This is a genomic window from Actinomycetospora sp. CA-101289, from assembly GCF_050955895.1.
Classification (GTDB): domain Bacteria; phylum Actinomycetota; class Actinomycetes; order Mycobacteriales; family Pseudonocardiaceae; genus Actinomycetospora.
On record NZ_CP192093.1, the window covers coordinates 419300 to 442005 of the forward strand.

23 protein-coding genes, 1 pseudogene and 1 riboswitch are annotated in these 22706 nt (G+C 75.9%); of the genes and pseudogenes, 12 read left to right on the top strand and 12 right to left on the bottom strand.

Annotated elements, in window-relative coordinates; genetic code table 11:
- Positions 1-17 precede the first annotated feature (17 nt).
- Positions 18-251, top strand: a complete 234-nt coding sequence (locus ACQPX6_RS02020) for a hypothetical protein (protein WP_433785076.1) — start codon at positions 18-20, stop codon at positions 249-251.
- Positions 252-256: 5 nt separating this feature from the next.
- On the opposite strand, the gene ACQPX6_RS02025 is transcribed toward ACQPX6_RS02020, so the two are convergent.
- Both ACQPX6_RS02025 and ACQPX6_RS02030 read right to left on the bottom strand, forming a co-directional pair.
- On the bottom strand, positions 257-1204 hold the full coding sequence (locus ACQPX6_RS02025) for an AEC family transporter (RefSeq protein ID WP_433785077.1): 948 nt from the start codon (positions 1202-1204) through the stop codon (positions 257-259).
- Positions 1205-1235: 31 nt separating this feature from the next.
- Positions 1236-2045: a cutinase family protein gene (locus tag ACQPX6_RS02030; RefSeq protein ID WP_433785078.1), complete on the bottom strand. Its 810-nt coding sequence runs from the start codon at positions 2043-2045 to the stop codon at positions 1236-1238.
- Positions 2046-2275: 230 nt separating this feature from the next.
- Here ACQPX6_RS02030 and ACQPX6_RS02035 point away from each other — a divergent pair, with 230 nt between their 5' ends.
- From ACQPX6_RS02035 to ACQPX6_RS02050, 4 genes are all read left to right on the top strand, one after another.
- Positions 2276-3973: a formate--tetrahydrofolate ligase gene (locus ACQPX6_RS02035; protein WP_433785079.1), complete on the top strand. Its 1698-nt coding sequence runs from the start codon at positions 2276-2278 to the stop codon at positions 3971-3973.
- Between the two features lie 74 nt (positions 3974-4047).
- Complete coding sequence (locus tag ACQPX6_RS02040) at positions 4048-4587, top strand: cyclodeaminase/cyclohydrolase family protein (RefSeq protein WP_433785080.1); 540 nt, start codon at positions 4048-4050, stop codon at positions 4585-4587.
- On the top strand, positions 4584-5519 hold the full coding sequence (locus ACQPX6_RS02045; protein ID WP_433785081.1) for an asparaginase: 936 nt from the start codon (positions 4584-4586) through the stop codon (positions 5517-5519). The genes ACQPX6_RS02040 and ACQPX6_RS02045 overlap by 4 nt, the downstream gene beginning before the upstream one ends.
- A 27-nt stretch (positions 5520-5546) precedes the next feature.
- Entirely contained in the window at positions 5547-6179 is a 633-nt protein-coding gene (locus ACQPX6_RS02050; protein WP_433785083.1) for a LuxR C-terminal-related transcriptional regulator, read from the top strand.
- A gap of 33 nt (positions 6180-6212) precedes the next feature.
- Here the strand turns inward: ACQPX6_RS02050 and ACQPX6_RS02055 are convergent.
- Together ACQPX6_RS02055 and ACQPX6_RS02060 are read right to left on the bottom strand one after the other, a co-directional pair.
- Positions 6213-6431 (bottom strand): annotated as a pseudogene (locus ACQPX6_RS02055) (DUF2752 domain-containing protein); the annotation flags it as partial.
- A complete protein-coding gene (locus ACQPX6_RS02060) occupies positions 6428-6811 on the bottom strand; it encodes a hypothetical protein (RefSeq protein ID WP_433785084.1) in 384 nt (127 codons plus the stop codon). The pseudogene ACQPX6_RS02055 and the gene ACQPX6_RS02060, both read right to left, overlap by 4 nt.
- Positions 6812-6954: 143 nt before the next feature.
- A riboswitch (cobalamin riboswitch) is annotated at positions 6955-7077 on the top strand.
- Positions 7078-7139: 62 nt separating this feature from the next.
- On the opposite strand from ACQPX6_RS02060, the gene ACQPX6_RS02065 reads away from it, so the two are divergent.
- Genes ACQPX6_RS02065 through cobA form a run of 4 tightly spaced genes read left to right on the top strand, consistent with a single transcriptional unit; the run spans position 7140 to position 11486 of the window.
- Positions 7140-7478, top strand: coding sequence for a hypothetical protein (locus tag ACQPX6_RS02065; RefSeq protein WP_433785086.1), 339 nt, complete (start codon positions 7140-7142; stop codon positions 7476-7478).
- Positions 7475-8533, top strand: a complete 1059-nt coding sequence (gene cobC / locus ACQPX6_RS02070; protein WP_433785087.1) for an Rv2231c family pyridoxal phosphate-dependent protein CobC — start codon at positions 7475-7477, stop codon at positions 8531-8533. The genes ACQPX6_RS02065 and cobC overlap by 4 nt, the downstream gene beginning before the upstream one ends.
- Complete coding sequence (gene cobT / locus ACQPX6_RS02075; protein WP_433785089.1) at positions 8530-10272, top strand: nicotinate-nucleotide--dimethylbenzimidazole phosphoribosyltransferase; 1743 nt, start codon at positions 8530-8532, stop codon at positions 10270-10272. The genes cobC and cobT overlap by 4 nt, the downstream gene beginning before the upstream one ends.
- The gene (cobA, locus tag ACQPX6_RS02080) at positions 10269-11486 is read left to right on the top strand and encodes a uroporphyrinogen-III C-methyltransferase (protein WP_433785091.1); all 1218 of its coding nucleotides are present in this window, start codon (positions 10269-10271) and stop codon (positions 11484-11486) included. The genes cobT and cobA overlap by 4 nt, the downstream gene beginning before the upstream one ends.
- Here cobA and ACQPX6_RS02085 read toward each other — a convergent pair.
- From ACQPX6_RS02085 to ACQPX6_RS02110, 6 genes are all read right to left on the bottom strand, one after another.
- Positions 11483-12271, bottom strand: coding sequence for an endonuclease/exonuclease/phosphatase family protein (locus ACQPX6_RS02085; protein WP_433785093.1), 789 nt, complete (start codon positions 12269-12271; stop codon positions 11483-11485). The genes cobA and ACQPX6_RS02085 overlap by 4 nt on opposite strands.
- Positions 12268-13140 carry a DNA-formamidopyrimidine glycosylase family protein gene (locus tag ACQPX6_RS02090; RefSeq protein ID WP_433785094.1) on the bottom strand — a complete coding sequence of 291 codons (873 nt, stop codon included), beginning with the start codon at positions 13138-13140 and terminating at the stop codon, positions 12268-12270. The genes ACQPX6_RS02085 and ACQPX6_RS02090 overlap by 4 nt, the downstream gene beginning before the upstream one ends.
- A gap of 11 nt (positions 13141-13151) precedes the next feature.
- Positions 13152-14300 carry a hypothetical protein gene (locus tag ACQPX6_RS02095; protein WP_433785096.1) on the bottom strand — a complete coding sequence of 383 codons (1149 nt, stop codon included), beginning with the start codon at positions 14298-14300 and terminating at the stop codon, positions 13152-13154.
- Positions 14301-14342: 42 nt separating this feature from the next.
- The gene (locus tag ACQPX6_RS02100) at positions 14343-15584 is read right to left on the bottom strand and encodes a cytochrome P450 family protein (RefSeq protein ID WP_433785097.1); all 1242 of its coding nucleotides are present in this window, start codon (positions 15582-15584) and stop codon (positions 14343-14345) included.
- 81 nt (positions 15585-15665) lie between these two features.
- Positions 15666-16562, bottom strand: a complete 897-nt coding sequence (locus ACQPX6_RS02105; protein ID WP_433785098.1) for an SDR family oxidoreductase — start codon at positions 16560-16562, stop codon at positions 15666-15668.
- A 23-nt stretch (positions 16563-16585) separates the two neighbouring features.
- Positions 16586-18121 carry a flavin-containing monooxygenase gene (locus ACQPX6_RS02110; RefSeq protein ID WP_433785100.1) on the bottom strand — a complete coding sequence of 512 codons (1536 nt, stop codon included), beginning with the start codon at positions 18119-18121 and terminating at the stop codon, positions 16586-16588.
- A gap of 75 nt (positions 18122-18196) precedes the next feature.
- Between ACQPX6_RS02110 and ACQPX6_RS02115 the strand changes: the two genes are divergently transcribed.
- Both ACQPX6_RS02115 and ACQPX6_RS02120 read left to right on the top strand, forming a co-directional pair.
- The gene (locus ACQPX6_RS02115; protein WP_433785101.1) at positions 18197-18883 is read left to right on the top strand and encodes a TetR/AcrR family transcriptional regulator; all 687 of its coding nucleotides are present in this window, start codon (positions 18197-18199) and stop codon (positions 18881-18883) included.
- 386 nt (positions 18884-19269) lie between these two features.
- Positions 19270-20517 (top strand): LCP family protein, encoded by a 1248-nt coding sequence (locus ACQPX6_RS02120; RefSeq protein WP_433785102.1) that lies wholly within the window; start codon positions 19270-19272, stop codon positions 20515-20517.
- 13 nt (positions 20518-20530) lie between these two features.
- Here the strand turns inward: ACQPX6_RS02120 and ACQPX6_RS02125 are convergent, their stop codons facing one another.
- Together ACQPX6_RS02125 and ACQPX6_RS02130 are read right to left on the bottom strand one after the other, a co-directional pair.
- A complete protein-coding gene (locus tag ACQPX6_RS02125; protein WP_433785103.1) occupies positions 20531-21652 on the bottom strand; it encodes a YncE family protein in 1122 nt (373 codons plus the stop codon).
- A 106-nt stretch (positions 21653-21758) separates the two neighbouring features.
- A complete protein-coding gene (locus tag ACQPX6_RS02130) occupies positions 21759-22346 on the bottom strand; it encodes a type 1 glutamine amidotransferase domain-containing protein (RefSeq protein WP_433785105.1) in 588 nt (195 codons plus the stop codon).
- 126 nt (positions 22347-22472) lie between these two features.
- Between ACQPX6_RS02130 and ACQPX6_RS02135 the strand changes: the two genes are divergently transcribed.
- Positions 22473-22697, top strand: coding sequence for a copper ion binding protein (locus ACQPX6_RS02135; RefSeq protein ID WP_433785106.1), 225 nt, complete (start codon positions 22473-22475; stop codon positions 22695-22697).
- Positions 22698-22706: the final 9 nt, after the last annotated feature.

The window sequence follows — 22706 nt, forward strand, 5'->3', positions numbered from 1 at the left end:
GACCGAAGGTGGACGAGATGATCGGCAGTACCGAGAAGCGCCGACACGACGAGCCCGAGGACGCCCACCGGGGCTGGGTGGCACCCACCCCCGCGGACGCCGCCGAGGCGGCCATGGACCGTGCGATGGCCGACGCCGAGCGCGCGGTCGCGGAGGGCACGGCCAGCGACGACCAGCGCACGAGCGTCATGCGCATGGCCGGAGCCCGGACCCACGAGCAGCGGCGCGAGGCCTACCGCAGCGACAACTGAGCCCGTCACGGCAGCACCAGCACGACGACCGGCAGCGTGACCAGCGAGAGCACCGTGGTGAGCACGACCACCGCGGTGCTCTCGCGGTACCAGGTCCGGTACTGCGCGGTGAGCACGAACACCGTCGCGGCGTCCGGAAGCGCGCACATCAGGACGAGCACCGCCGCCCACGGCGCCGGGACCCCGAGCCACGCCACCGCGCCCAGCGCGAGCAGCGGCATGATCACGAGCTTGACCAGCACCGCGGCCCCGATCGGCACCCACTGCGCCCGCGACTCCCGCAGCGCACCCACCGCGCCGCGCAGCAGGATCCCCAGCGCGAGCAGACCACCCGGCGCCGCGAGGTCGCCGAGCAGCGCGATCGTCGTGGCCAATGGACGCGGCAGCGCCACCCCGAGCAGCGCCACGGCCGCGCCGGCGGCGATGCCGATGACCACGGGGTTGCCCAGCACCCGCCGCGCCAGCAGCACGGGCAGCGCGACCGCGCTCTCCTCACCGCCGCCCCGCCCGCCGAGGGTGGCGGCGACGAGGAACACGCTGATCGCGAGCGCGGTGTGCAGCGTCGAGGTCAGCGACGCCGCGAACGCCGTCGCCGGGCCCAGCACGGCCACGGTCAGCGGGATGCCGAGGTAGCCGACGTTGCCCCAGCCGGCGACGAGCCCGACGGCGTTGGCCTCGCGGGCCGGGCGCCGCGCGAGGCGGGCGGCGAGCCAGCCCAGCGCGTAGGCGACGAGGAGCACGGCGACCGAGGCGATCAGCGCGGACGCGGGGATGCCGGCGGAGAGGTCGGCCTCGGCCACCGACGTGAAGATCAGGGCGGGCAGCGCGATCCAGTAGACGAGGTCGTTGAGCACGGTGGCCGTGCGCTCGCCGAAGCGCTCGAAGCGGCCCGCCACGGCACCGACCGCGATCACCGCGAACACGGGCAGGATGCGGCCCAGCAGGTCAGCCACGCCGCCCCGCCCGCCCGGTCACCGGGCGAGCCTACGGCCCGGCGCGGGGCCCCACGGCCGCGAACGCCGTCACCGTGCCGCGCGCCACCAGGGTGTCCACGCCCCGCTCGAGCACGGTGAACAGGGGCAGGCCGCCGGGCGCGATCGGCAGGTCCGGGTAGGCCCGGTGCGCGCCGGAGGACCAGCCGTCGCGGAAGACGCGCCAGTCGAGGGTCTCGGTGGCGCAGATCGGGTCGCCGGGCGCGCACACCTCGTAGACCCGCCCGTCGTAGACCTCGAGCTCGCGGGCCGGGCGCGGGCCGAGGATGCCGCGGCCCGGGGTGTCGACGAGGTTCGCCGCCTCGGGGTCGCGGCGCGGGCTGCCCAGCATCACGGCGCCGGCGATGCGCTCGGGGGCCAGCGGGATCGTCCCGCGGGCGGCGCGGTGCACGACGTCGCTCACCACGTCGGCACCCTGGCTGTAGCCGACGAGGGTGATCGTCGTCTCGGGGCACCGGGCGGCGACGTCGGCGGCGTCGCGGGCGAGCCGGTCGGCGCCGCGCAGCTCGGACAGCGGGTAGAGCACCGGGCGGTCGAGCGAGGCCGGGTAGGGGACGTAGCGCACCGAGATCTGGTCGCCCCACCGCTGGGCGAGGGGGTTCGTCAGGCCCGCGAGCAGCCCGACGGCGACCGCGGGGTCGGCGGCGTCGGAGGTCTCGCCGGTGCCGGGCACCGCGAACAGGGCCACGGTGGGGCAGGCCGGGGGTGCGGGGGCGGCGGAGGCGGTCGGCGCGGCGAGGAGGCCGGCGCCGAGCAGCAGCGCGAGCACGAGCAGCACGCGTCGCTTCCCCCCGCCCGGCACACCGGACATCCTCGCCGACGGGAGGGCCCGCGCGCAGCGCTCCGGCGAGGGTGAGCGGGGTGATTTCCTGGCGTTCAACGCCAGCGTGGCCGCCACGCTGGCACGGGGCAGGGGTGACCTGTCGGGCTGACAGATCGGCGCCGGTCTGCCAGCGTGCCGCCAGAGAGTCCCCCGGCAGTCCCCGGCGCCGGTGCCGGAGCCGGGGTGACGCGGACGAGCGGAGGACGCGCGTGAGCATGCCGTCGGACCTCGACATCGCCCAGGCGGCGACGCTGAAGCCCCTGGACGACGTCGCCCACCAGATGGACCTGCCGCTCGAGCTGCTCGAGCGCCACGGCCACGACGTCGCCAAGATCGAGCTGGACGCGATCGAGGCGATGGCCGACCGCCCGCGGGCCAAGTACGTCGTCGTGACCGCGATCACGCCGACGCCGCTGGGCGAGGGCAAGACCACCACCACGGTCGGGCTCGGGCAGGCGTTCTCGCACATCGGCAAGCGCGGGGTCGTCGCGATCCGCCAGCCGTCGATGGGCCCGACGTTCGGCATCAAGGGCGGCGCGGCGGGCGGCGGCTACTCGCAGGTCGTGCCGATGGAGAAGTTCAACCTCCACCTCACCGGCGACTTCCACGCCGTGACGAGCGCGCACAACATGCTCTCCGCGGTGCTCGACAACCACCTCTACCAGGGCAACGCCGCGGGCCTCGACCCGTACCGCGTCACCTGGCGCCGCGTGCTCGACGTCAACGAGCGGGCCCTGCGCAACATCGTCACCGGCCTCGGCGGGCGGATGGACGGCGTGCCGCGCGAGTCCGGCTTCGACATCACCTCGGCCTCCGAGGTGATGGCCGTGCTCGCCCTGTCCAACGACCTCGCCGACATGCGCGCCCGGCTGGGCCGCATCGTCGTCGGCTACACCGGCGACGGCGACGCCGTGACCGCCGAGGACATCCACGGCGCCGGGGCGATGGCGGCGCTCATGCGCGACGCGCTCAAGCCCAACCTCATGCAGACGCTGGAGAACACGCCGGTCCTCGTGCACGCCGGCCCGTTCGGCAACATCGCGACCGGCAACTCGTCGATCGTCGCCGACCGCATCGGCATCCACTGCGGCGACTACCTGGTCACCGAGGCCGGCTTCGGCGCCGACATGGGCGCCGAGCGCTTCTTCAACATCAAGTGCCGCACCTCGGGCATGACCCCGGACGCGGCGGTCGTCGTGGCCACGGTGCGCGCGCTCAAGGTCCACTCCGGCAACCACAAGGTCGTCGCCGGCAAGGACCTGCCGCCCGCGCTGCTCGAGGAGAACCCCGAGGAGGTGCACGCGGGCGCGGCCAACCTGCGCAAGCAGATCGAGAACATGCGGCTGCACGGCGTCTCGCCCGTGGTCTGCATCAACGCCTTCCCCACCGACCACGACTCCGAGCACGCCGCGATCCGCGAGATCGCCGAGTCGATGGGCGCGCGAGCTGCGGTGTCCACGCACTTCAGCGACGGCGGGCGTGGTGCCGCCGAGCTCGCGGAGGCCGTCGCGGAGGCGGCGCAGGAGGAGAGCCACTTCCAGCTGCTCTACCCCGACGACGCCTCGCTGCGCGAGAAGATCGAGACCATCGCGACCAAGGTCTACGGCGCCGACGGCGTCGACTACGCCCCGGCCGCGAACACGTCGATCGACCTCTACGAGCGCAACGGCTTCGGCGGGCTGCCGATCTGCGTCGCCAAGACCCACCTGTCGATCTCGTCGGACCCCACCCTGCGCGGGGCGCCGACGGGCTGGCGGATGCCGGTGCGCGAGGTCCGCGCCTCGGTCGGGGCCGGGTTCATCTACCCGATCTGCGGCGACATGCGGACGATGCCGGGGCTGGGCAAGAACCCGGCCGCGCACCACATCGACGTCAAGCCGGACGGCACGATCGTGGGGCTGTTCTAGGTGGGCTCCGCCCAGGTGAGCAGAAATCGGTGCGGCAGCACCGAGTGCTGCTCACGTGCGTCGGAGGCGCACCCGTGAGCAGGCCCATCGGCGAGCTCGGGCTCGCGCGCTTCGCCGAGGTGCTCGCCGCCGCGGGCCCCGGCCCGGCGGCGGGCTCCACGGCCGCGGTGAGCGCCGCGCTGGCCGCGGGGCTGGCCACCAAGGTGGCCAAGGGCGCCGCCGACCGCGAGACCGTGGACGAGCTCGACGCCCTGCGCGTCAAGGCCCTGCAGCTCGCCGACGACGACGTCGAGGCCTACGCCGGCTTCCTCGAGGCCCGCCGCAAGCCGGGTGGCGGGCCGGCCGCCGCCGAGGCGATCGTGCAGGTGCCCGCCGACGTCGTGGCGCTGGCGGTGCGCGTGGCCGAGTTGGCCGCGCTGCTCGCCGAGCACGGGCCCGACCACCTCACCGGCGACGCGGTGACCGCCGCCTTCCTCGCCGCCGCGGCCGCCGAGTCCGCCGCGGCGCTGGTCGGCGCGAACATCGCGGACTCCGGCGAGCTCGCCGACCCCCGCGTCGACCACGTCGAGGAGCGCGCCGGGCACGCGCGCACGCTGGCCGAGCGCCTGGTGTGAGCCAGCCCTGGGTCGTCGAGGTGACCCGCGGCCCCTTCGTCGAGTCCGAGCACCGGGTGGCGCTGGTGGTGCTCGAGCCCGACGGGACCACGGCGCTGCGGGCCGGAGCCGTGGACGCCCCGGTGCTGGCGCGCTCGGCGCTCAAGCCGGTGCAGGCGATGGCCACGATCGAGCTGGGCGCCGACCTCGAGGACCGCGAGCTCGCCCTCGCCGCCGGGTCGCACTCCGGCGAGCCCGGGCACCTCGCGGTCGTGGGCGGCCTGCTCGCCCGGCACGGTCTCGACCCCGCGGCGCTGGCGTGCCCGCCGGCCCGGCCCCTGGGCCTCGCCGCCGACCACGCGTGGGGCGAGCGCCCGCCCGACCGGCTTGCGATGAACTGCTCGGGCAAGCACGCCGCGATGCTCGTCGCCGCCGCGGCGCAGGGCTGGCCACTGAGCGGCTACACCGACCCGGAGCACCCGCTGCAGCGCCACGTCCGGGGGACCCTCGAGCGGGTCGGGGGGCCGGTGCACGGCGTGACCGTCGACGGCTGCGGCGCGCCCGCCTTCGCGACCGGCCTCGACGCGGTGGCCCGGCTCGGTCGCCGCCTCGCCGACGCCGCGCCCGGCAGCCCCGAGCACCGCGTGGCCGCGGCGATGCGCGCCCACCCGTGGCTCGTGGCGGGCAGCGACCGCCTGGACACCGTGCTCATGTCGTCGCTGGTCGGGAGCCTGTCGAAGGTCGGCGCCGAGGGCGTGGTGCTCGCGGTGCTGCCCGACGGGGCCTCGCTCGCCCTCAAGGTCGTCGACGGTGCCGCCCGCGCCGTCGGACCCGTGCTGCTCGCGGTGCTGGACGAGCGCGGGGTGGCGGTCCCGGAGGCCATCCGCGCGATCGCCGACCCGCCCGTGCGGGGAGGGGGTCACCCGATCGGCGCTCACCGTGTGCGAGCCTGAGCGCACTCATCGGGGTGAGGAGCGTGTATGGGTTCGTGCCTGGTGTTCGCCGCGCCGACGCCCGCCCGGGACCGTCTGGTCGCCCACCTCTCCTCGGTCTTCGACGCCCTGCCGTGCGTCGACACGGTCCCCGACCTGGTCCTCGGGCTGGTCGGCAGTGCTGACGGCGACTCCGGCGCGGAGCACCACGCTCCCGACGTCGTCCTCGTCGGCGCGGACGACGGCAGCGCGTGGATGGAGGCCGTCCGGCAGGTCCGTCGCCGCGCGCCCGAGACGGCGGTGCTCGTCGTCGGCGAGACGCCCGACCCGCTCGACGCCCTCGCCGACCGCCCGCTGCCCGAGCGCCCCGCTTCGGTGGCGGAGGACGAGCGCGCCGCCCGGGCGATGCGCCTCGGCGCCCGGGGCTTCCTGCGCGCCGGCGACCTCGCCGACCCCAGCGCCCTACCCGGCGCCCGCCCCGCCACCACCGAGCTCTCTGAGCGCGAGATGGACGTGCTGCTCGGGATGACCGAGGGCCTGTCCAACGCCGAGATCGCCGCCGAGCTCGTGGTCGCCGAGGACACGGTGAAGACCCACGCCCGGCGGCTGTTCCGCAAGCTCGGCGCCGGTGACCGCGCCGACGCCGTGGCCCGGGGCTTCCGCCAGGGCCTGCTGCGCTGAGCTGACGATCCGGACCGCGCCGAGGGCCAGCACGACCACCGCCATCGCGGGCCCGGCCGGGTGGGCCGCGTGCGCGCCGCGCAGGTCGAGGCGGGCCGTGCGCCCGAGGGAGCGGGTCAGCCCGCAGGCGGGGCACCGCCGCCCGGTGAGCAGCCGGTAGGGGCACACGGTGGGACCGCGCCGGCCGCCCGCGAGCGCCGCGCCGGCGACGTAGGCCGCGAGCGCCGCGAGGACGCGGTCGCCGCTGGTCACTGGCCCCAGCGCGCCGCGGAGACCGAGCGGGCGTAGTTGACCATGTCCTGGTAGCGGTTCAGGTCGTACGGGGAGGTCACCGGCAGCTGCACGGCGTGGAAGAGGCCCGGCCCCTGGACGGCGATCTGGGCGTAGCCGACGGTGCGTTCCTCCTTGATGAGCAGGAACAGCAGGCCCAGGAGGCAGAAGATCGCGAAGACGACGGCCAGCACGATCGCGTAGGGCGGGATGGTCGACGAGGAGTACGACTGGTTGCTCAGCGACCAGTGCACCTGCCCGACCGGGAACCGCCCCTGCGGCGTGATGACGTGGTCCGGGGTGACCACGATGTCGCCGATCGTGATCAGGGCGGGCTGGGAGCCGTACGGATCCAGGGACACGCGGTCTCGCTTCCTCGGGGTCAGCGGCGACATCGTCGCGCGGCGCGGCGGGGTTACGTGTCCGCAGCGCCACTCCGTCACCTCATCGCGGAACGTTGACGTGCCGGGCGCCGCGTGGTCGGCTTGCTCGTCGACGGACGCGGAGGAAGCCGGTGTGAATCCGGCGCGGTCCCGCCACTGTCACCGGGGAGCGGACCCCACGCACGCCACTGCCGGTACGCCGGTGGGAAGGCCGGGGCGAGCACCGATCCGGGAGCCAGGACACTCCGGCCGTCGTCGTGGCACGACCGAGGCAGACATCGGGCGAGGACCCCGAGGAAGGCCGGCGATGATGCACGCACCCGTGACCCCGCACGCCCGCACCCACCCGACGGTGACGCGTCACCGGCGCCGGGCCGACCCGGTGGACGACCGGGTGCTCGCCCAGCTCCGCCGGGTGCTCGCCGAGGCGGGCCAGCTCCCGCTCGACCTGCTCGGCGACGGCCCCGTCCGCGACCGCGGGGAGGCCGCCGCCCGCGTCGACGCGCTGGCCCGCGCGCTCGTCGACCGCATGCGCGGCGCCGGCTGGGACGAGGGGGCGGCTCCGTCGGCCGTGACGTCGGTGCTCGCCGCGTCGGTGCCCGAGGCGGAGACCGTGCTCCTGCGGGCGGCGCGCGCCCGACGGTGACGCCGCTGCTGGGCGGTCCCGTCGACCGCCACGACCTCCACCACCACGGCGACGCCGAGGTGGGGCCGGGGCTGGTCGACCTCGCGGTCAACGTCCGCGCCGACACCCCGCCGCCCTGGCTGCGCGAGCGGCTCACCGCGAGCCTCGACGACCTCGCCGCGTACCCCGACCCCGCCCGGGCGGTCGCGGCGCTGGCCGCCCGGCACGGCCGCGACCCCGACGAGGTCGTGCCCACCGCGGGTGGCGCCGAGGCGTTCGTGCTGCTCGCGCGGGCCCTGCGCCCCCGCCACGCCGTGGTCGTGCACCCGCAGTTCACCGAGCCCGAGGCCGCCCTGCGCGCCGCGGGCCACGCGGTGCACAGGGTGCTCCTCGGCCACGGGGATCCACACGGCGACCTGACGCTCGACCCGGCGGCGGTCCCCGCCGACGCCGACCTCGTGGTGGTCGGCAACCCCACCAACCCGACCTCGGTGCGCCACCCCGCGGACGTCGTCGCCGCCCTCGCCCGCCCCGGCCGCACGCTGGTCGTCGACGAGGCGTTCATCGACACCGCGCCCGGCGAGCCCGACAGCCTCGCCGGCCGCGACCTCCCCGGCCTCGTGGTGTTGCGCAGCCTCACCAAGACCTGGGGCCTCGCGGGCCTGCGGGTCGGCTACGCCCTCGCCCCGCCCGCCCTGGCCGCCGGCCTGCGCGCGGCCGCCCCGCCGTGGTCGGTGTCGACGCCCGCCCTGGTCGCCCTCGAGGTCTGCAGCAGCGAGGCCGCGCGCGCCGAGGCCGACGCCGCGGCCGACGCGCTCCGGGGCGACCGCGAGCACCTCGTCGCCGCGTTGCGGGGCCTGCCCGGCGTCGAGGTCCGCGGCACGCCCGCCGCGAGCTTCGTCCTCGTCCGCACCCCGGGCCGCGCCGACGTCCGGCAGCGCCTGCGCGACCGGGGCCTCGCCGTGCGTCGCGGCGACACGTTCCCGGGCCTCGACGACGAGCACGTGCGCATCGCGGTGCGGTCGAAGGCGATCAGCGACGACCTCGTCGCCGCGCTCGCCGAGGTGCTCGCGTGAACGCCCTGCAGCCCGGCGACCGCGAGGCCCTGCACCGCGTCCTGCACGCGCGCCGCGACGTGCGCACCGGCTTCGTCGACACCCCGGTCGACGACGAGCGCCTGCAGCGGGTGCTCGCGGGCGCCCACACCGCGCCGAGCGTCGGGTTCTCGCAGCCCTGGGACTTCCTCGTGCTGCGCTCGCCCGCGCTCCGCGACGAGCTGGCGGCGCTGGCGCAGGAGCAGCGCCGGGCGTTCGCGGAGTCCCTGCCCGCGGCGCGCGCGCGGAAGTTCGCCGGCCTGCGGGTGGAGGCGATCCGCGAGGCGCCGCTGGGCGTCGTCGTCACCTGCGACCCGACGCGCGGCGGGCGCCACGTGCTCGGCCGGCACACGCAGCCGCGGATGGCCGCGCACTCGGTGGCCGGCGCGGTGCAGAACCTCTGGCTCGCCGCGCGCGCCGAGGGGCTCGGCGTCGGCTGGGTCAGCTTCTTCGACGAGCGCGAGATGGCCGCGCTGCTGGGCCGGCGGGCCGGGATGCCCCAGCACCTCGAGGTCGTCGCCTACCTGTGCGTCGGGCACGTCGCGTCCTTCGCCGACGAGCCCGAGCTCGCGACCGCCGGCTGGGCCCGCCGCCGGCCCCTGGCGTGGGCCGTCCACGACGACACCTGGGGGAACCACCACGTGGATCCGCTCGACGAGACCCTGGCCGCCCTGGCCGACCTCGACACCACCCCGGGCGAGGAGGCGGCCCGCGAGCACCTCACGCGCATGACCGTGCCGCCCGGCGCGCTGGGCGGGGTCGCCGAGATCGGCGTGCGCCTCGCCGGGCTCGCCGGCTCCTGCCCGCCGCCGCTGCCCGAGCCGGCGGTGGTCGCGGTGTTCGCCGGCGACCACGGCGTGCACGCCCGCGGGGTGACGCCGTGGCCGCAGGAGGTCACCGCGCAGATGGTCGCGAACTTCCTGGCCGGCGGGGCGGCGGTCAACGCGTTCGCCGCGACGGTCGGCGCCGAGGTCCAGGTGGTCGACGTCGGCGTCGCCGCAAGGCTCGCGCCGGCGCCGGGCCTGCTGCCCCGCAAGGTGCGCCGGGGCACCGCCGACATGACCGCCGGCCCGGCGATGACCCGCGACGAGGCCCGCGCCGCGGTGCACGCGGGCATCGAGACCGCCCGCGACCTCGTCGTCGCCGGCAACCGCCTTCTGGTCACCGGCGACATGGGCATCGCCAACACCACGGCCTCGGCGGCGCTGGTCGCGGCGTTCACCGGCGCGTCCGCGGAGCAGGTCACCGGGCGGGGCACCGGCATCGACGACGCCACCCACGCCCGCAAGACCGCCGTGGTCGCCGAGGCCCTCGCCCTGCACCGCCCCGATCCCGCCGACCCGCTCGGCGTGCTCGCCGCGGTGGGCGGCCTGGAGCACGCGGGGCTCGCCGGCTTCCTGCTGGGCGCGGCAGCGCTGCGCACGCCCGTCGTGCTCGACGGCGTCGTGTCCGGCGCCGCGGCCCTGGTCGCCGCCGCGCTGGCCCCGACCGCGTCACACGCGTGGCTCGCGGGGCACCGCTCGGTCGAACCGGCCCATACCCTGGCGCTCGACCACCTGGGTCTTGCGCCCGCGCTGGACCTCGGGCTGCGGGTGGGCGAGGGCACCGGCGCCCTACTCGCCGTGCCCGTCGTGACCGCGGCCGCCCGCGCCCTGGCCGACGTCGCGACGTTCGACGCGGCCGGGGTGACCGACAAGAACGAGGCAGGAGACCCACCGTGAGCCCGACCGACACGCCGGCCCGCGTCTACCCGGTCGGCCTGCAGCTGCGGGGCCGGCGGGTCGTCGTCGTCGGCGGCGGCTCGGTGGCCCAGCGGCGCGTGGCCGGGCTGCACGAGGTCGGCGCCGACACGGTCGTCGTGGCCCCGACGCTGACCACGGCCCTGGAGGCGCTCGCCGACTCGGGCGAGATCACCTGGGCCGCGCGGCCCTACGCCGAGGGCGACCTCGACGGCGCCTGGTACGCCGTCGCCGCCACCGACGACCCGGCGGTCAACGCCGCCGTGGCCGCGGAGGCCGAGCGGGCGCGGGTGTTCTGCGTGCGCGCCGACGACGCCGACGCCGGCACCGCGGTGACCCCGGCCGTCGGGCGCTACGACGACATCACCGTCGCCGTCCACGGGGGCGGCGACCCCCGGCGCGCCACCGGCGTGCGCGACGGCGCCGTCGAGGCCCTGCGCAGCGGCACCCTGCTCGACCGCCGCCACCGCGCGGTGCGCCCCGGCGTGACGCTGGTCGGCGGCGGCCCCGGCGACCCCGGGCTGATCACCGTGCGCGGCCGCCAGGCGCTGGCGCAGGCCGACGTCGTCGTCACCGACCGGCTCGCGCCGCAGCCGCTGCTCGACGAGCTGCCGCCCGACGTCACGGTCATCGACGCCTCCAAGCTGCCGCGCGGGCGCTACATGAGCCAGGACACGATCAACCAGGTGCTCGTCGAGGAGGCGCTGGCCGGGCGCCGCGTGGTGCGGCTCAAGGGCGGCGACCCGTTCGTCTTCGGCCGCGGCATGGAGGAGATCCAGGCCTGCGTCGCGGCGGGCGTCGAGGTCGAGGTGGTCCCGGGGATCACCAGCGCGATCGCCGTGCCCGCCCTCGCCGGCGTGCCGGTGACCCACCGCGGCGTCACCCACGAGTTCACGGTCGTCTCCGGCCACCTGCCGCCGGGGCACGCGCAGTCGCTCGTCGACTGGCCGGCGCTCGCGCGGCTGCGCGGCACGATCGTGCTGCTCATGGCCGTGGAGAACATCGGGGCGATCGCCGACGCGCTGCTGGCGGGCGGCCGCGACCCCGAGACCCCGGCGCTCGCGGTCCAGGAGGGCGGGCTGCCCGGGCAGCTCACCGCGCGCGCGACGCTGGCCAAGCTGCCCGGGGCCATCGTCGACGCCGGCGTGCGCCCGCCCGCGGTGATCGTGATCGGGACGGTCGCGGACCTGGGCTAGGGCTGGGCCGTGTCGAGGTCGACCGCCAGCGCCCGGTGGTCGGAGATCGGCGTCAGCACCGTCTCGAACGCGGCGACGGCCGGCAGCGGGCGGTCCGGGTGGTCGCGCACGAGCGCGTGGTCGAACTGGATGCGGGGGAGGACGGCGGGGAACGTGGCCTCGCGGGCGAGCGAGCGCCACCGCGGCAGGACGGCGGCCGGCACCGGGCCCGGCATGTTGAGGTCGCCGAGCAGCACCACCGGGCGGGGCAGGCCCCGGACGGCCCGCACCAGGCGCGTCAGCTGCGCGACGTTGAACCCCGGCGCGAACGACAGGTGGGTGGCGACGACGGTGCCGACGGGCGCGCCCGGCGCGAGCACGGCGGCCAGCCCGAGCCGGGGCTCGTCGCGCACCAGCGCGGGCCGGCGGGCGTCGACGAGCAGCGGCAGGGACACCGGCGACGTGCCCAGCGGGATGCGCACCCACCGCTCCACGGGCAGGCGGCTGACCAGCCCGATGCCGTAGGTCGGGCCGACACCCGGCGCGTCCTCCGGGGTGGCCTCGCGCCACGCCACGCCGGGCGTGCCGACCAGCGCCGGCAGGTAGCGGGCGTGCGCGGCGCCGAGCGCCCGGGCCGCGAGGGCGGTCTGGTCGACGTGCGCCGAGCGCGGCTGGTCGTGGTCGACCTCCTGCAGCGCGAGGACGTCGGCGTCCAGGCCCGCCACGGCGTCGTGCAGGCGCTCCGCGCTGACGACGCCGTCATCCGGCGAGCGCCCGTGCAACAGGTTGAACGTCACCAGCCTCATGGCGCGGTGGGGTGCTCCCTCGTCGACGATCTCTGCCGCCCAGGTGCCCCGGCCGGCGCGGGCTGACACGACGGGCACCACCAGACCTCGCGCGTGTACGGCGCGCCGGAGCCGGCCGCGGGCCGGAAGCGCACGAGCGTGCCGCAGCGCCGGCACGGCCGGTTGGACCGCCCGGTGACCCAGTGGTTCTCGCCGCGCCGCTGCACGCCCGTGGTCGTCATGCCGGTGCGGTGCTCGAGGCTGTGCCGGATCATCCGCCGGGCCAGGGCCAGCAGGGGCTCGAGCTCGACGTCGCGCACGGGCGTCCACGGCCAGAGCCCGCGCAGGAAGCACAGCTCGACGGCCCACAAGTTGCCCAGCCCCGACACCCCGCGCTGGTCGAGCAGGGCCTCGACGATCGGGCGCTCGGGGTCGCGGCCCAGGCGGGCGAGCGCGTCGTGGAGGTCGAAGTGGTCCTGGGTGGCCGTGGGCTGCCCGGCGAGCACGTCCGGCCCGAGGTGGCCGACGACCCGGTGCTCGTCGCGGGTGCGCAGCAGCTCGAGCACCGGGACGTCGACGCCGACCAGCGAGACGCCGGTGTCGAGCGTCAGGACCGCGCGCACGGCGAGGTGGCGCGGCAGCAGCGGGCGTCCGCGCTCGTCGTGGCGCCGCACCACCGTCCACGAGCCGCTCATGCGCAGGTGGCTGTGCAGGGTCAGGTCGCCGATGCGTGTGAGCAGGTGCTTGCCGTGCGCCCGGGTGTCGCCCAGCGTGCGGCCCGCGAGGTCGACGGAGGCCAGCGACGGGGTGCGGAAGTCGCTGCGCACCACGCCGGCGCCGGCCAGCGCGGTGAGGCGGGCGGCGCAGCGGTGGACCGCGTCACCCTCCACGCCTCAGCCCTTCACCGACGTCGTCCCAGCCCCAACCGCTCGGCCGACCACGCGGCCGCGCCGGAGGCGGGCCCGAACGCCGAGACCGCGCCCGGGTCCCCGCCGTGGGCCAGGCCGAACCCGGTGCGCTCGGCGAGCCACTCGCGCACGCGGGGCATCTCGGCGAGCCCGCCGCGCACGAGCATGGCCGGGCGCGGCCCGGTCAGCGTGCCGACGATCGCGGTGATGCCCTCGGCGATCTCCTCGAGCCCGGGCGCCAGCATCGCGCCGAGGTCGCCGTGGGTGAGGCCGACCCAGCCGGGCGGCTCGGGCGGGAGCGGGGGCAGCGGGATGCTCACGGTGCCCGCGGCCGCGAGCGTCTCCTTGGCGTCCCGGACGCTCGTGCGCAGCCGGAACCACGCCCGGTGGGCCTCGAGGTCGCCGCCGAAGCGCACGCGCGCGGCGAACGAGGGCGGCGCGCGGTCGATGACGAGCTGGGCGAGGGCGTCGTCGAGCACCTCGGCGCCGACGTTGACCGACCGCACGGCCGCGACCGACGCCGACCCGTCCGCGGCGCGGTCGACCACCGCGAGCTCGGTGGCCGCCCCGCCGAGGTCGACCACGAGCAGCCGGCCCTGCCCGCCGAGCCGGTGCGCGGCGGCGCGGGGCGAGTCGAGCAGCTCGAGCTGGTCGGGCGTGGTGTACGGGATCGCGCTCAGCGCCGCCCGCCCGGCCCCGCGCAGCGCCTCGCGCGCGTTCGTCGACCACCCCGCCGGGTGCAGCAGGACGACCATCGAGGGCAGGGTGCCGCGGCGTGCCGCCTCCGCGTGGATCACCTTCGCGACCAGTGCCGTGGCCACGTCGACGGCCGTGGTGGGCCGCGGCCAGTGCGACAGCATCTCCGGCGGGCCGCCGGTGCTCGCCGCGAGGTGCAGGCGCGAGCGCAGCAGCGCCGCCGCCGGGTCGTGCGCGCCGGCCTCGAGCGCGGGGCGGCCGGCGAGCACGGCGCCGTCGGGCCGCGAGAGCACGGCCGACGGCATCGTCGGGGCGCCGTCGATCTCCACCGGACCGACCCGGACCCAGCCGTCACGGGGGTCGACGTCGGCCCACGCCCCCACCGTGCTGGAGGTCCCGTGGTCGACCGCGAGGGTCCACCGCACGTCGGGTGCGGGCAGGTTCATCCGGCGCAGGGTGTCACAACGACGGGGCCCACCGCCGCGTGGTCACGCCGGTGAGGTGACCGCCGGCGCCGTCTCCACCGCCTGCTCGGGGTCGAGCAGCACGGGCAGCCGCTGCCAGGCGTTGACGAGCACGCTGCGCCGCCGCACGACGGGCAGCGCCGACGCCCGCGCGATGCCCGGGTAGCGGTCCAGCAGGGTCCGCAGGGCGACCTCGGCCTCGAGGCGGGCCAGCGAGGCGCCCAGGCAGAAGTGCAGGCCGTGGCCGAACGCCAGGTGCCCGGTGGTGTCGCGCACGGGCTCGAGCTCGTCGGGCGCGTCGAAGCGCGCCGGGTCGTGGTTGGCCGCCGCGAGCGACACCATGACCATCGCGCCCCGGGGGACCACGACGCCGTCGAAGTCGACGTCCTCGGCGGCGAAGCGCAGCGGGGCCTGGGCGATCGGCGAGCCCCAGCGCAGGAACTCCTCGATCGCGGCGCGGAGCCCGTCGGAGTCGGCGGCGGCGAGCCGGTCGCGCAGGTCGGGGTCGCGCAGCATGGCCTCGACCGCCGTCGTGATCAGCGTCGCCGTGGTCTCGTGGCCGGCGATGAGCAGGAGCATGGCCATCGCGACGATCTCCGTCGTCGAGAGCTGCTCGCCCTCCTCGGAGACCTCGATCAGCGCCGAGATCAGCGCCTCGTCGGGGGTCGCGCGCTTGCGCTCCACGAGCTCGGAGAGGTACGCGGCCAGGCTCGCGTTGGCCTGGTGGGAGGCGGCCTCACCGGAGTCGTCGATGAGGATCCGCGACCACTCCCCGAACGCGTCCTGGTCCTCCACCGGCACGCCGAGCAGCTCGCAGATCACCGCGGTGGGCAGCGGCACCGCGTAGCCCGCGACGAGGTCGACGGGGGCGTCGCTCGGCATCATCGCCAGCAGCGACGACGCCATCGTCTCGATCCGCGGGCGCAGGGCGGCCACGCGGCGCACCGTGAACGCCTTGACCACGAGCTTGCGCAGGCGCGTGTGCACGGGCGGGTCGTTGAGCAGCATCATCTCGCCGCCCGGCGACGGGATGCCCGGCACGTGCGCCCGCTGCTCGGGCGGCAGCGTGTTGCGGAAGTCCTTGACGAAGCGCGGGTCCGCCATCACCGACCGGGCGTCGGCGTACCGCGTCACCAGCCACGTCGTCCCGCCCTCGGGCAGGTCGACCTCGCGGACCGGCGCCTGCTCGCGGACACCGCCGAGCACGCCGAACGGGTCGGCCCAGTAGTCGTCGGTGAACACTGGGCCGGTGGCCAGGTCGGTCACGGGCGGGCCCCTTTCACTGAGTGGCGATTCAGTGACGACCGTACGCGCGCCGCCGGGGCCCCGCCGTCCCGCGCCGTGCCGTCAGGCTCCCCGCTTGCCCATCCCCGCGCTCGTGGAACCGAAGGTGCGTCCGGTCTTCCGGAACTGCTCCTCCAGACGGGGCACCATCTGCTTCGCCTGCTTGAGCACCGGCAGGTCGCCGAGCCACGAGAACGTGATCGGGCGGGCCGCCGCGACGAGCGCGACCGCCTTCGGCACGAAGATCCGGCGCTTGCGCTTGGCGATCCCCTCGAGGAACGCGTCCGCGCAGTCCTCGACCGACGTCAGCGCGCCCAGCGGGTAGGGCAGCTTCTTCAGCGTGTCCTCGAACGTCGACGAGTCGGCCTTGACGTCGCGCACGAGGTCGGTGTCGATCCACCCCATGTGCGCCGTGCCGACGCCGATGCCGCGGTACGCGAGCTCGAAGCGCAGCGCGTTGCCGTAGTTCTCCACGCCGGCCTTGGCCCCGCAGTACGCGGCCATCCCGGGCAGCGCGGTGAACGCCGCCAGCGACGAGACGAGCAGGATGTACCCGCGCCGCTTCTCGACCTCCGCGACGGTCGCGGAGACCGTGCGCGAGACGCCGATGAGGTTGACCTCCATGACCCGCGCGATCACGTCGGCCGGGCTGGTGGCGACGGTGCCGTGGTTGGCGATGCCGGCGTTGGCGACGACGACGTCGATGCCGCCGAGCTCGCGCACGGTCGTCGCCACCGCCGCCTCGAGCGACTCCTGGTCGGTGACGTCGCACTCGGCCCAGGTGTGGCCCGGGCCGAGCTCGGTGACGAGCTTCTCGAGGCGCTCGGGCTCCATGCCGACCGCGGCGACGTGCGCGCCGAGGGCGGCCGCCCGCCGGGCGGTCTCCTCGCCGATGCCGCGGGCGGCGCCCGTGATGAACAGGACCTTGTCCTTCAGGCTGGCGGCCGTGTCGGTGGCCATGGGGTGTCTCCTCGGTGGTCGGGTCAGCGTGCGGTGCGGGCGGCCGTCACGGGCGTGAGCACGTGCTCCTCGGGGCGGAAGTGCTTCACGCGCCGGCGGAACGGCATGGTGAACGTCGGCCACAGCGCGGAGTTGTTGCCGTGCTTGTCGAGGTACCAGCTCGAGCAGCCGCCATCGACCCAGACCGTGCCCTCGGTCTTGCGCTGCATCTCCGCGACGAAGGCGTCCTGCGCCGCGCGGGTGGGCTCGACGGCACCGACGCCGTGGGTGCGCATGTGGCGCAGGGTGTCCATCACCAGGTTGATCTGCGACTCGATCATGAACACGACCGAGTTGTGGCCGAGCCCGGTGTTCGGGCCGAGCAGCGTGAACACGTTGGGGAAGCCCGCGATCATCGTCCCGTTGTGGGCGTGGGGTGAGCCGTCCCAGTGGTCGGCCATCGTGCGGCCGTCGCGCCCGTGGACGCGGTGGCTGATCGGCAGGTCGCCGACGGCGAAGCCGGTGCCCGCGATGATCGTGTCGACCTCGTGCTCCGTGCCGTCGGCGGTGACGACGGCGTGCGGCTGGATCTCGACGATCTTCTCGGTGATCACCTCGACGTTGTCGCCGTCGAGGGCGGGCAGGTAGTCGTTGCTCAGCAGGATGCGCTTGCAGCCCATGGAGTAGCTGGGCGTGATCTTCTCGCGCAGGTCCGGGTCGCTGACCTGCCGGCGCATGTGGCGCTCGGCGATCTTGGCGGCCTTGGCCATGCGCTGCGGATCCTTGAACCCGAACACGAACGCCTCGCGGGCCCAGTAGATGGACTCGCGGACCACGCGCTGGGCCGGCGGGACGAAGCGGAAGAGCAGCTTCTCGAGACGCGTGATGGCCCGGTCTCCGCGCGGCATGATCCAGGGCGGCGTGCGCTGGAAGACCTTGAGCGCGCCCACCACCGGCGCGATCTCGGGCACGAACTGGATGGCCGACGCCCCGGTGCCGATGACGGCGACGCGCCGCCCGCGCAGGTCGAGGTCGTGGCGCCAGGTCGCGGAGTGGAAGACCGGCCCCTCGAAGGAATCGAGGCCCGGGACGTCGGGGAACGACGGGTCCGACAGCGCGCCCGAGCCGAGCACGAGCACGTCGGCGGTCCACACGCCCTGGCTCGTGGTGACCACCCAGTGCTGCGCGTCGTCGTCCCACGTCGCGTCGAGCACCTCGTGGCGGTGGCGGGTGAAGCGGTCGATGTCGTACTCGGCCGATACGCGCTGCAGGTAGGCGTGGATCTCCGGCTGGGCGGAGAACGAGCGGCTCCAGTCCGGGTTCGGGGCGAACGAGAACGAGTAGAGGTGGCTCGGCACGTCGCACGCACAGCCGGGGTACGAGTTGTCCCGCCACGTGCCGCCGACGTCGTCGTGGCGCTCGAAGATCAGGAAGTCGTCCTCGCCGGCCCGGCGCAGCCGGATCGCGGTGCCGAGTCCGGAGAAGCCGTTCCCGACGATCGCGACCGCGAGGTGCGCGACGGGCTCGCTCCCCCCGGCGGGGGTGTCGGACGGCGCCGGCGCCTGCGTCGGCGTGGTCATGGGTCCTCCTCGTGGTTGGTACGCGATCGTACCGAAAGCGCGGCCCAGTGTGGTACGCGGTGGTACCGTTGTCCAGTGTCCGTTTTCGCCGCTGATCACACCGGGGGTCCCGCGAGGTCCGCGCACCGGGACCGCCTCGTCGAGGCGATGATCGGGCTGGTCGCGGACCGCGGGTACGCCGCCGTCACGGTGGCCGACGTCGTCGCGTCCGCGCGGGTGTCGAAGCGGACGTTCTACCAGCACTTCGCCGACCGTGAGGACTGCTTCCTCGCCGCGTACGTGGCCGCCGCCGAGGGCCCGCTGACCCGCATCGCCGAGGCCGTCGCGCCCGCCGTCGAGGCCGACCCCGGCGCGCCCGCCCCGGACCTCGCCGCCGAGGTCGACGCCGCCACCCGCGCCTACCTCGAGGCCCTGGCCCAGCAGCCGGAGCTCACGCGCACCCTGCTCACCGAGATCAGCGGGCTCGGGCACCGCGGCTGGCGGGTGCGCCGCGAGGTGCTCAACCGCTTCGCCGACCAGCTCTCCGCCCTCGTCGCCCTCGGGGCGGCGCGCTGGGCGGCGGGCGGGGGCGAGGAGGTCCCCGGCCTGGTGGGGGTGCGCGGGCTGCCGCGCCCCACCGCCGTCGCGCTCGTCGGCGGCATCAACGAGCTCGTCCTCGACGCCGTCGAGGACGGCCGGGGCGAGCGCCTCGGCGAGCTCGCCCCGACGGTCACCGGGCTCGTGCTCGCGGTCCTCGACCGGGCGGCTCGTCCGGACGTGTGACGCCAGGCGGCGGCCCTCCGTGTGCGGGGGGCGCCGGGCAGGCCCGTGGCCTGCGTATCCTCACCGATCACGACGGGCCCGGGGCCGGCACCCGAGCCGGCCGGGCGTCGGAACCCGGCGCCGCCCGTCGACGCGATGCGCGAGGTGAGGCGGCGATGAACCGACCCGGCGGACCCCCCGGCCGGGGACGACCGGGCCCCGGCGGCCCCGCCGGCCCTCCCGGCGGTCGTGGTGGGCCGGGAGGCCCCGGAGGCCCTGCTGGTCCCGGAGGACCTGCTGGTCCCGGTGGGCCCGGTGGCCGTCCGCCCGGGCGCTCCGGCGGGCCCCCACCCCAGCCCGGCCGCTCCGACCCGGCCCCGCCCCCCGAACGGCCCGGCGGCTTCGCGATGCCCGGCCGGGGACGGCGCGGGGGCGGGTCCGGCGGTGCTGCCGGGGCCGCGGGTGCGGGTGCCGCGGGTGCTGCCGGTCGGGGCGCCGTACGCCCGCCGCGCGCGGAGCCGACCCGTGTCGGCGGCCCGGACTGGAGCCGCGACCCGCAGGTCGGCTTCGACCCGGACGTCGCCCGCGCCGCCCGCGAGGAGCAGCGCCCGTCGTGGCGCGAGCGCCTGCCCGAGCGGCCGGCGTGGTCGCGGGGCACGCCCCGACGAGAGGGCGGCGGGGGTGGCCGTGGTCGCGGCGGTCGGTTCGCGCACTGGAGCTGGCCGAAGCGCATCGGCGCGGTGCTGGCCGTGCTCCTGCTGCTCGTCGTGGGCTTCGGGGTCTACCTCGACACGCAGATGACGCGGACCGGGGCGCTGCCCGAGTACGAGGGGCCGTCGAGCTCGGGCACCAACTGGCTGATCGTCGGCTCCGACAGCCGCGCCGGGCTCACCGCGGCCACCGAGGAGCAGCTGGCCACGGGCGAGGCCGACGGCAACCGCACCGACACGATGATGGTGGTGCACGTCGGCGGCTTCGGCGGCCAGACCTCGCTGATCAGCCTGCCGCGCGACACGATCCTGCCGATCCCGGGCCGCGACAACCGCGGTCGCCTCAACTCGGCGTACTCGATCGGCGGCCCGGAGCTGCTGGTGCAGACCGTCGAGCAGGCCGCGAAGATCGAGATCGACCACTACGCCGAGATCGGGTTCGAGGGCTTCGCGGGCATGGTCGACGCGATCGGCGGCGTCGAGATGTGCCTCGACGACGCCATCGACGACCCCAAGGCCGGCATCGACCTGCCCGCGGGCTGCCAGGAGCTCGACGGCCCGCAGGCGCTCGGGTTCGTGCGCACCCGCGCGTTCCCCAACGCCGACCTGCAGCGCATCCAGAACCAGCGCAAGTTCCTCGCCGCGCTGGTCAGCGAGGCCGCGAGCCCCGCGACACTGCTGAACCCGTTCCGGATCATCCCCTTCGCGAACGCCGCGATCGGCACCCTGACCGTCGACGGCAGCACCCACGTCTGGAACCTCGCGAGCCTCGGCTTCGCCATGCGCTCGCTCTCGGGCGAGGGCGGGGTGACCACGACGGTGCCGATCGACCTGTCGGCCAGCGTCTCGGGCGGCGTGGTGTGGAACAAGAGCAAGTCCGAGCGGTTCTGGAACGCCGTCCGCGAGGACGAGGACATCCCGTCGGACCTGCTCAGCGGGAGCTAGGGACCGGCCGGCGTCAGGCCGGCGGGTCGACGATCTGCACGACGCCGGTGGAGACGCCCGCGACGTAGAGCCGGCCGGTGGTCGGGTCGACGCCGAGGGTGTACGGGTTCTGCACGGTGGCGACCCGGCCGACCTCGCGCGGCTGCGGGGCCGTCATGTCGTAGGCGATCACCTCGTTGGTGCCCGAGGACGCCACGTAGACGCGGTCGCGGGCCGGGTCGTAGGTGATGCCGTACGGACCGCCCGGCTGGGCGACGCGGGCGACCTCGCGCGGCCCGCCGTTCGGCCCGGTCGTCGGCTCGAAGACGATCACCGCGTTGCCCCGGGTGTCGGTGGCGATCATGCGACCGTGCCGGTCGGCCACGAGGTGCGTGGGCCCGGCGCCGGCGGGCGTCTCGGCGACGATGCGCAGCGAGGCCACGTCGTAGGTGGTCAGCGTGTTCTTGCGGACGTCGACCATGCCGACGGTGTCGCCGACCGGGACGATGCCGGCGGGCTGCACGGCGTCGGTGAAGACCTTGACCACCTGGTCGCCGCGCACGGCCGAGACGGTGCCGCCGAGCTCGTCGGCGGCCATCACGGTGCCGTTGGGCGCCTGGGTGACGTCGTGGGGGACGGTGCCGACGACGACCGGCGGCTGCCCGGTGCCCGACGGGAGGTCGACGCGGACGACGGCGTTGGCGCTCTCCACGGGCACGAGCACCGGGCCGCCGGGGCCGGCGAGCTGCAGGTGGCGCACGAAGCCGGGCAGCGGGGTGCGGGCGCGGATCGCGCCGGTGTCGGCGTCGAGCAGGACGAGCTCGTTGGGGTTGCGCTTGGCGACGGCGACGGTGCGCGTCACCGGGTCGACGACCACGCCCTCGGCCGCCGGGCCCACCTCGACCTGGCGCCCGGGCGGCGTCGACGCCGGCTCCGGGGCGCCCTGCGGCTCGGCGGCCAGCGGGAGGTTCTCGGTCGGCGGGCGCACGCCCTCGGTGGGGGCGCCGGGCGGGAGGAAGCCGGTGGTCGTCGTGGGCGGGGCGGCCGGGGTCGGCGGTGGCGCAGGAGCCTCGGAGCTGCAGCCGGCGAGCGCGAGGCCCGCGATCAGGCCGACGGCGGCCACGGTCCGGCCGGTGCGGGCGGTGCGTCTGCGCATGGGGCGGGAGTATGTCCGCCCGCAGGTGTGCTCCGCGCGACGACGCCGACCGGCCCCGTTCGGGGGCAGGCCGGCGTCCGTCGTCGCAGTGGAGCGGTCTCCGCGGTCAGGCCTGGTCGGCCGACAGCGCGTGGGCGGGCGTCGGAGCGTTCGCGAACTCCTCGACGAGCGTGCGGCAGAACGCCGGCAGGTCGTCGGGGTTCCGGCTGGTGACGAGGCCCTGGTCGACCACGACCTCCTCGTCGACCCACTCGGCTCCGGCGTTGCGCAGGTCGGTCGCGATGCTCGGGAACGAGGTCATGCGACGGCCGCGGACGACGTCGGCCTCGATGAGCGTCCAGGGCGCGTGGCAGATCGCGGCGACCGGCTTGCGGTTGGCGAAGAACTGGCCGACGACCTGGACGACGTCCGGGATGGTGCGCAGCAGGTCGGGGTTGGCCACCCCGCCGGGCAGCACGAGCGCGTCGTAGTTCTCGATCTTGACCTGGGTGATGACCGCGTCGACGTCGAAGCGGTCGCCCTTGTCGAGGTGGTTGAAGGCCTGGATGGAGCCGGGCGTCTCGGAGACGAGCACCGGGGTGCCGCCGGCCTCCTGCACCGCCTTCCAGGGCTCGGTCAGCTCGACCTGCTCGGTGCCCTCCTTGGCGCAGAGGAACATGACGGTCTTGCCCTCGAGCGATCTGTTCTCGGCCATGGTCGTCGCAGCACTCCCTCGCGTCGTGATTACCCTCAGGGGGTATCGCACCGGGCCCTGCACGGGACGGTGCCGTGGACGTGACGGGCTCCCCCGGCCCCGACGCGACGAAACGGAGGCACGGCGATGACCAGCACCACGCTGTCGGTTCCCGAGATCCACTGCGGGCACTGCAAGGCGGCGATCGAGGGCGCCGTGGGCCCGCTCGACGGGGTGGCGGCCGTCGAGGTCGACGTCGACGCCCGCTCGGTGCGCGTCGAGCACGACGACGCCGTGACCGTCCAGGCGCTCGTCGACGCCATCGAGGACCAGGGCTACGACGTCCCCGACCAGGAGGCGCTGAGCCGCTGAGTGTGCCGA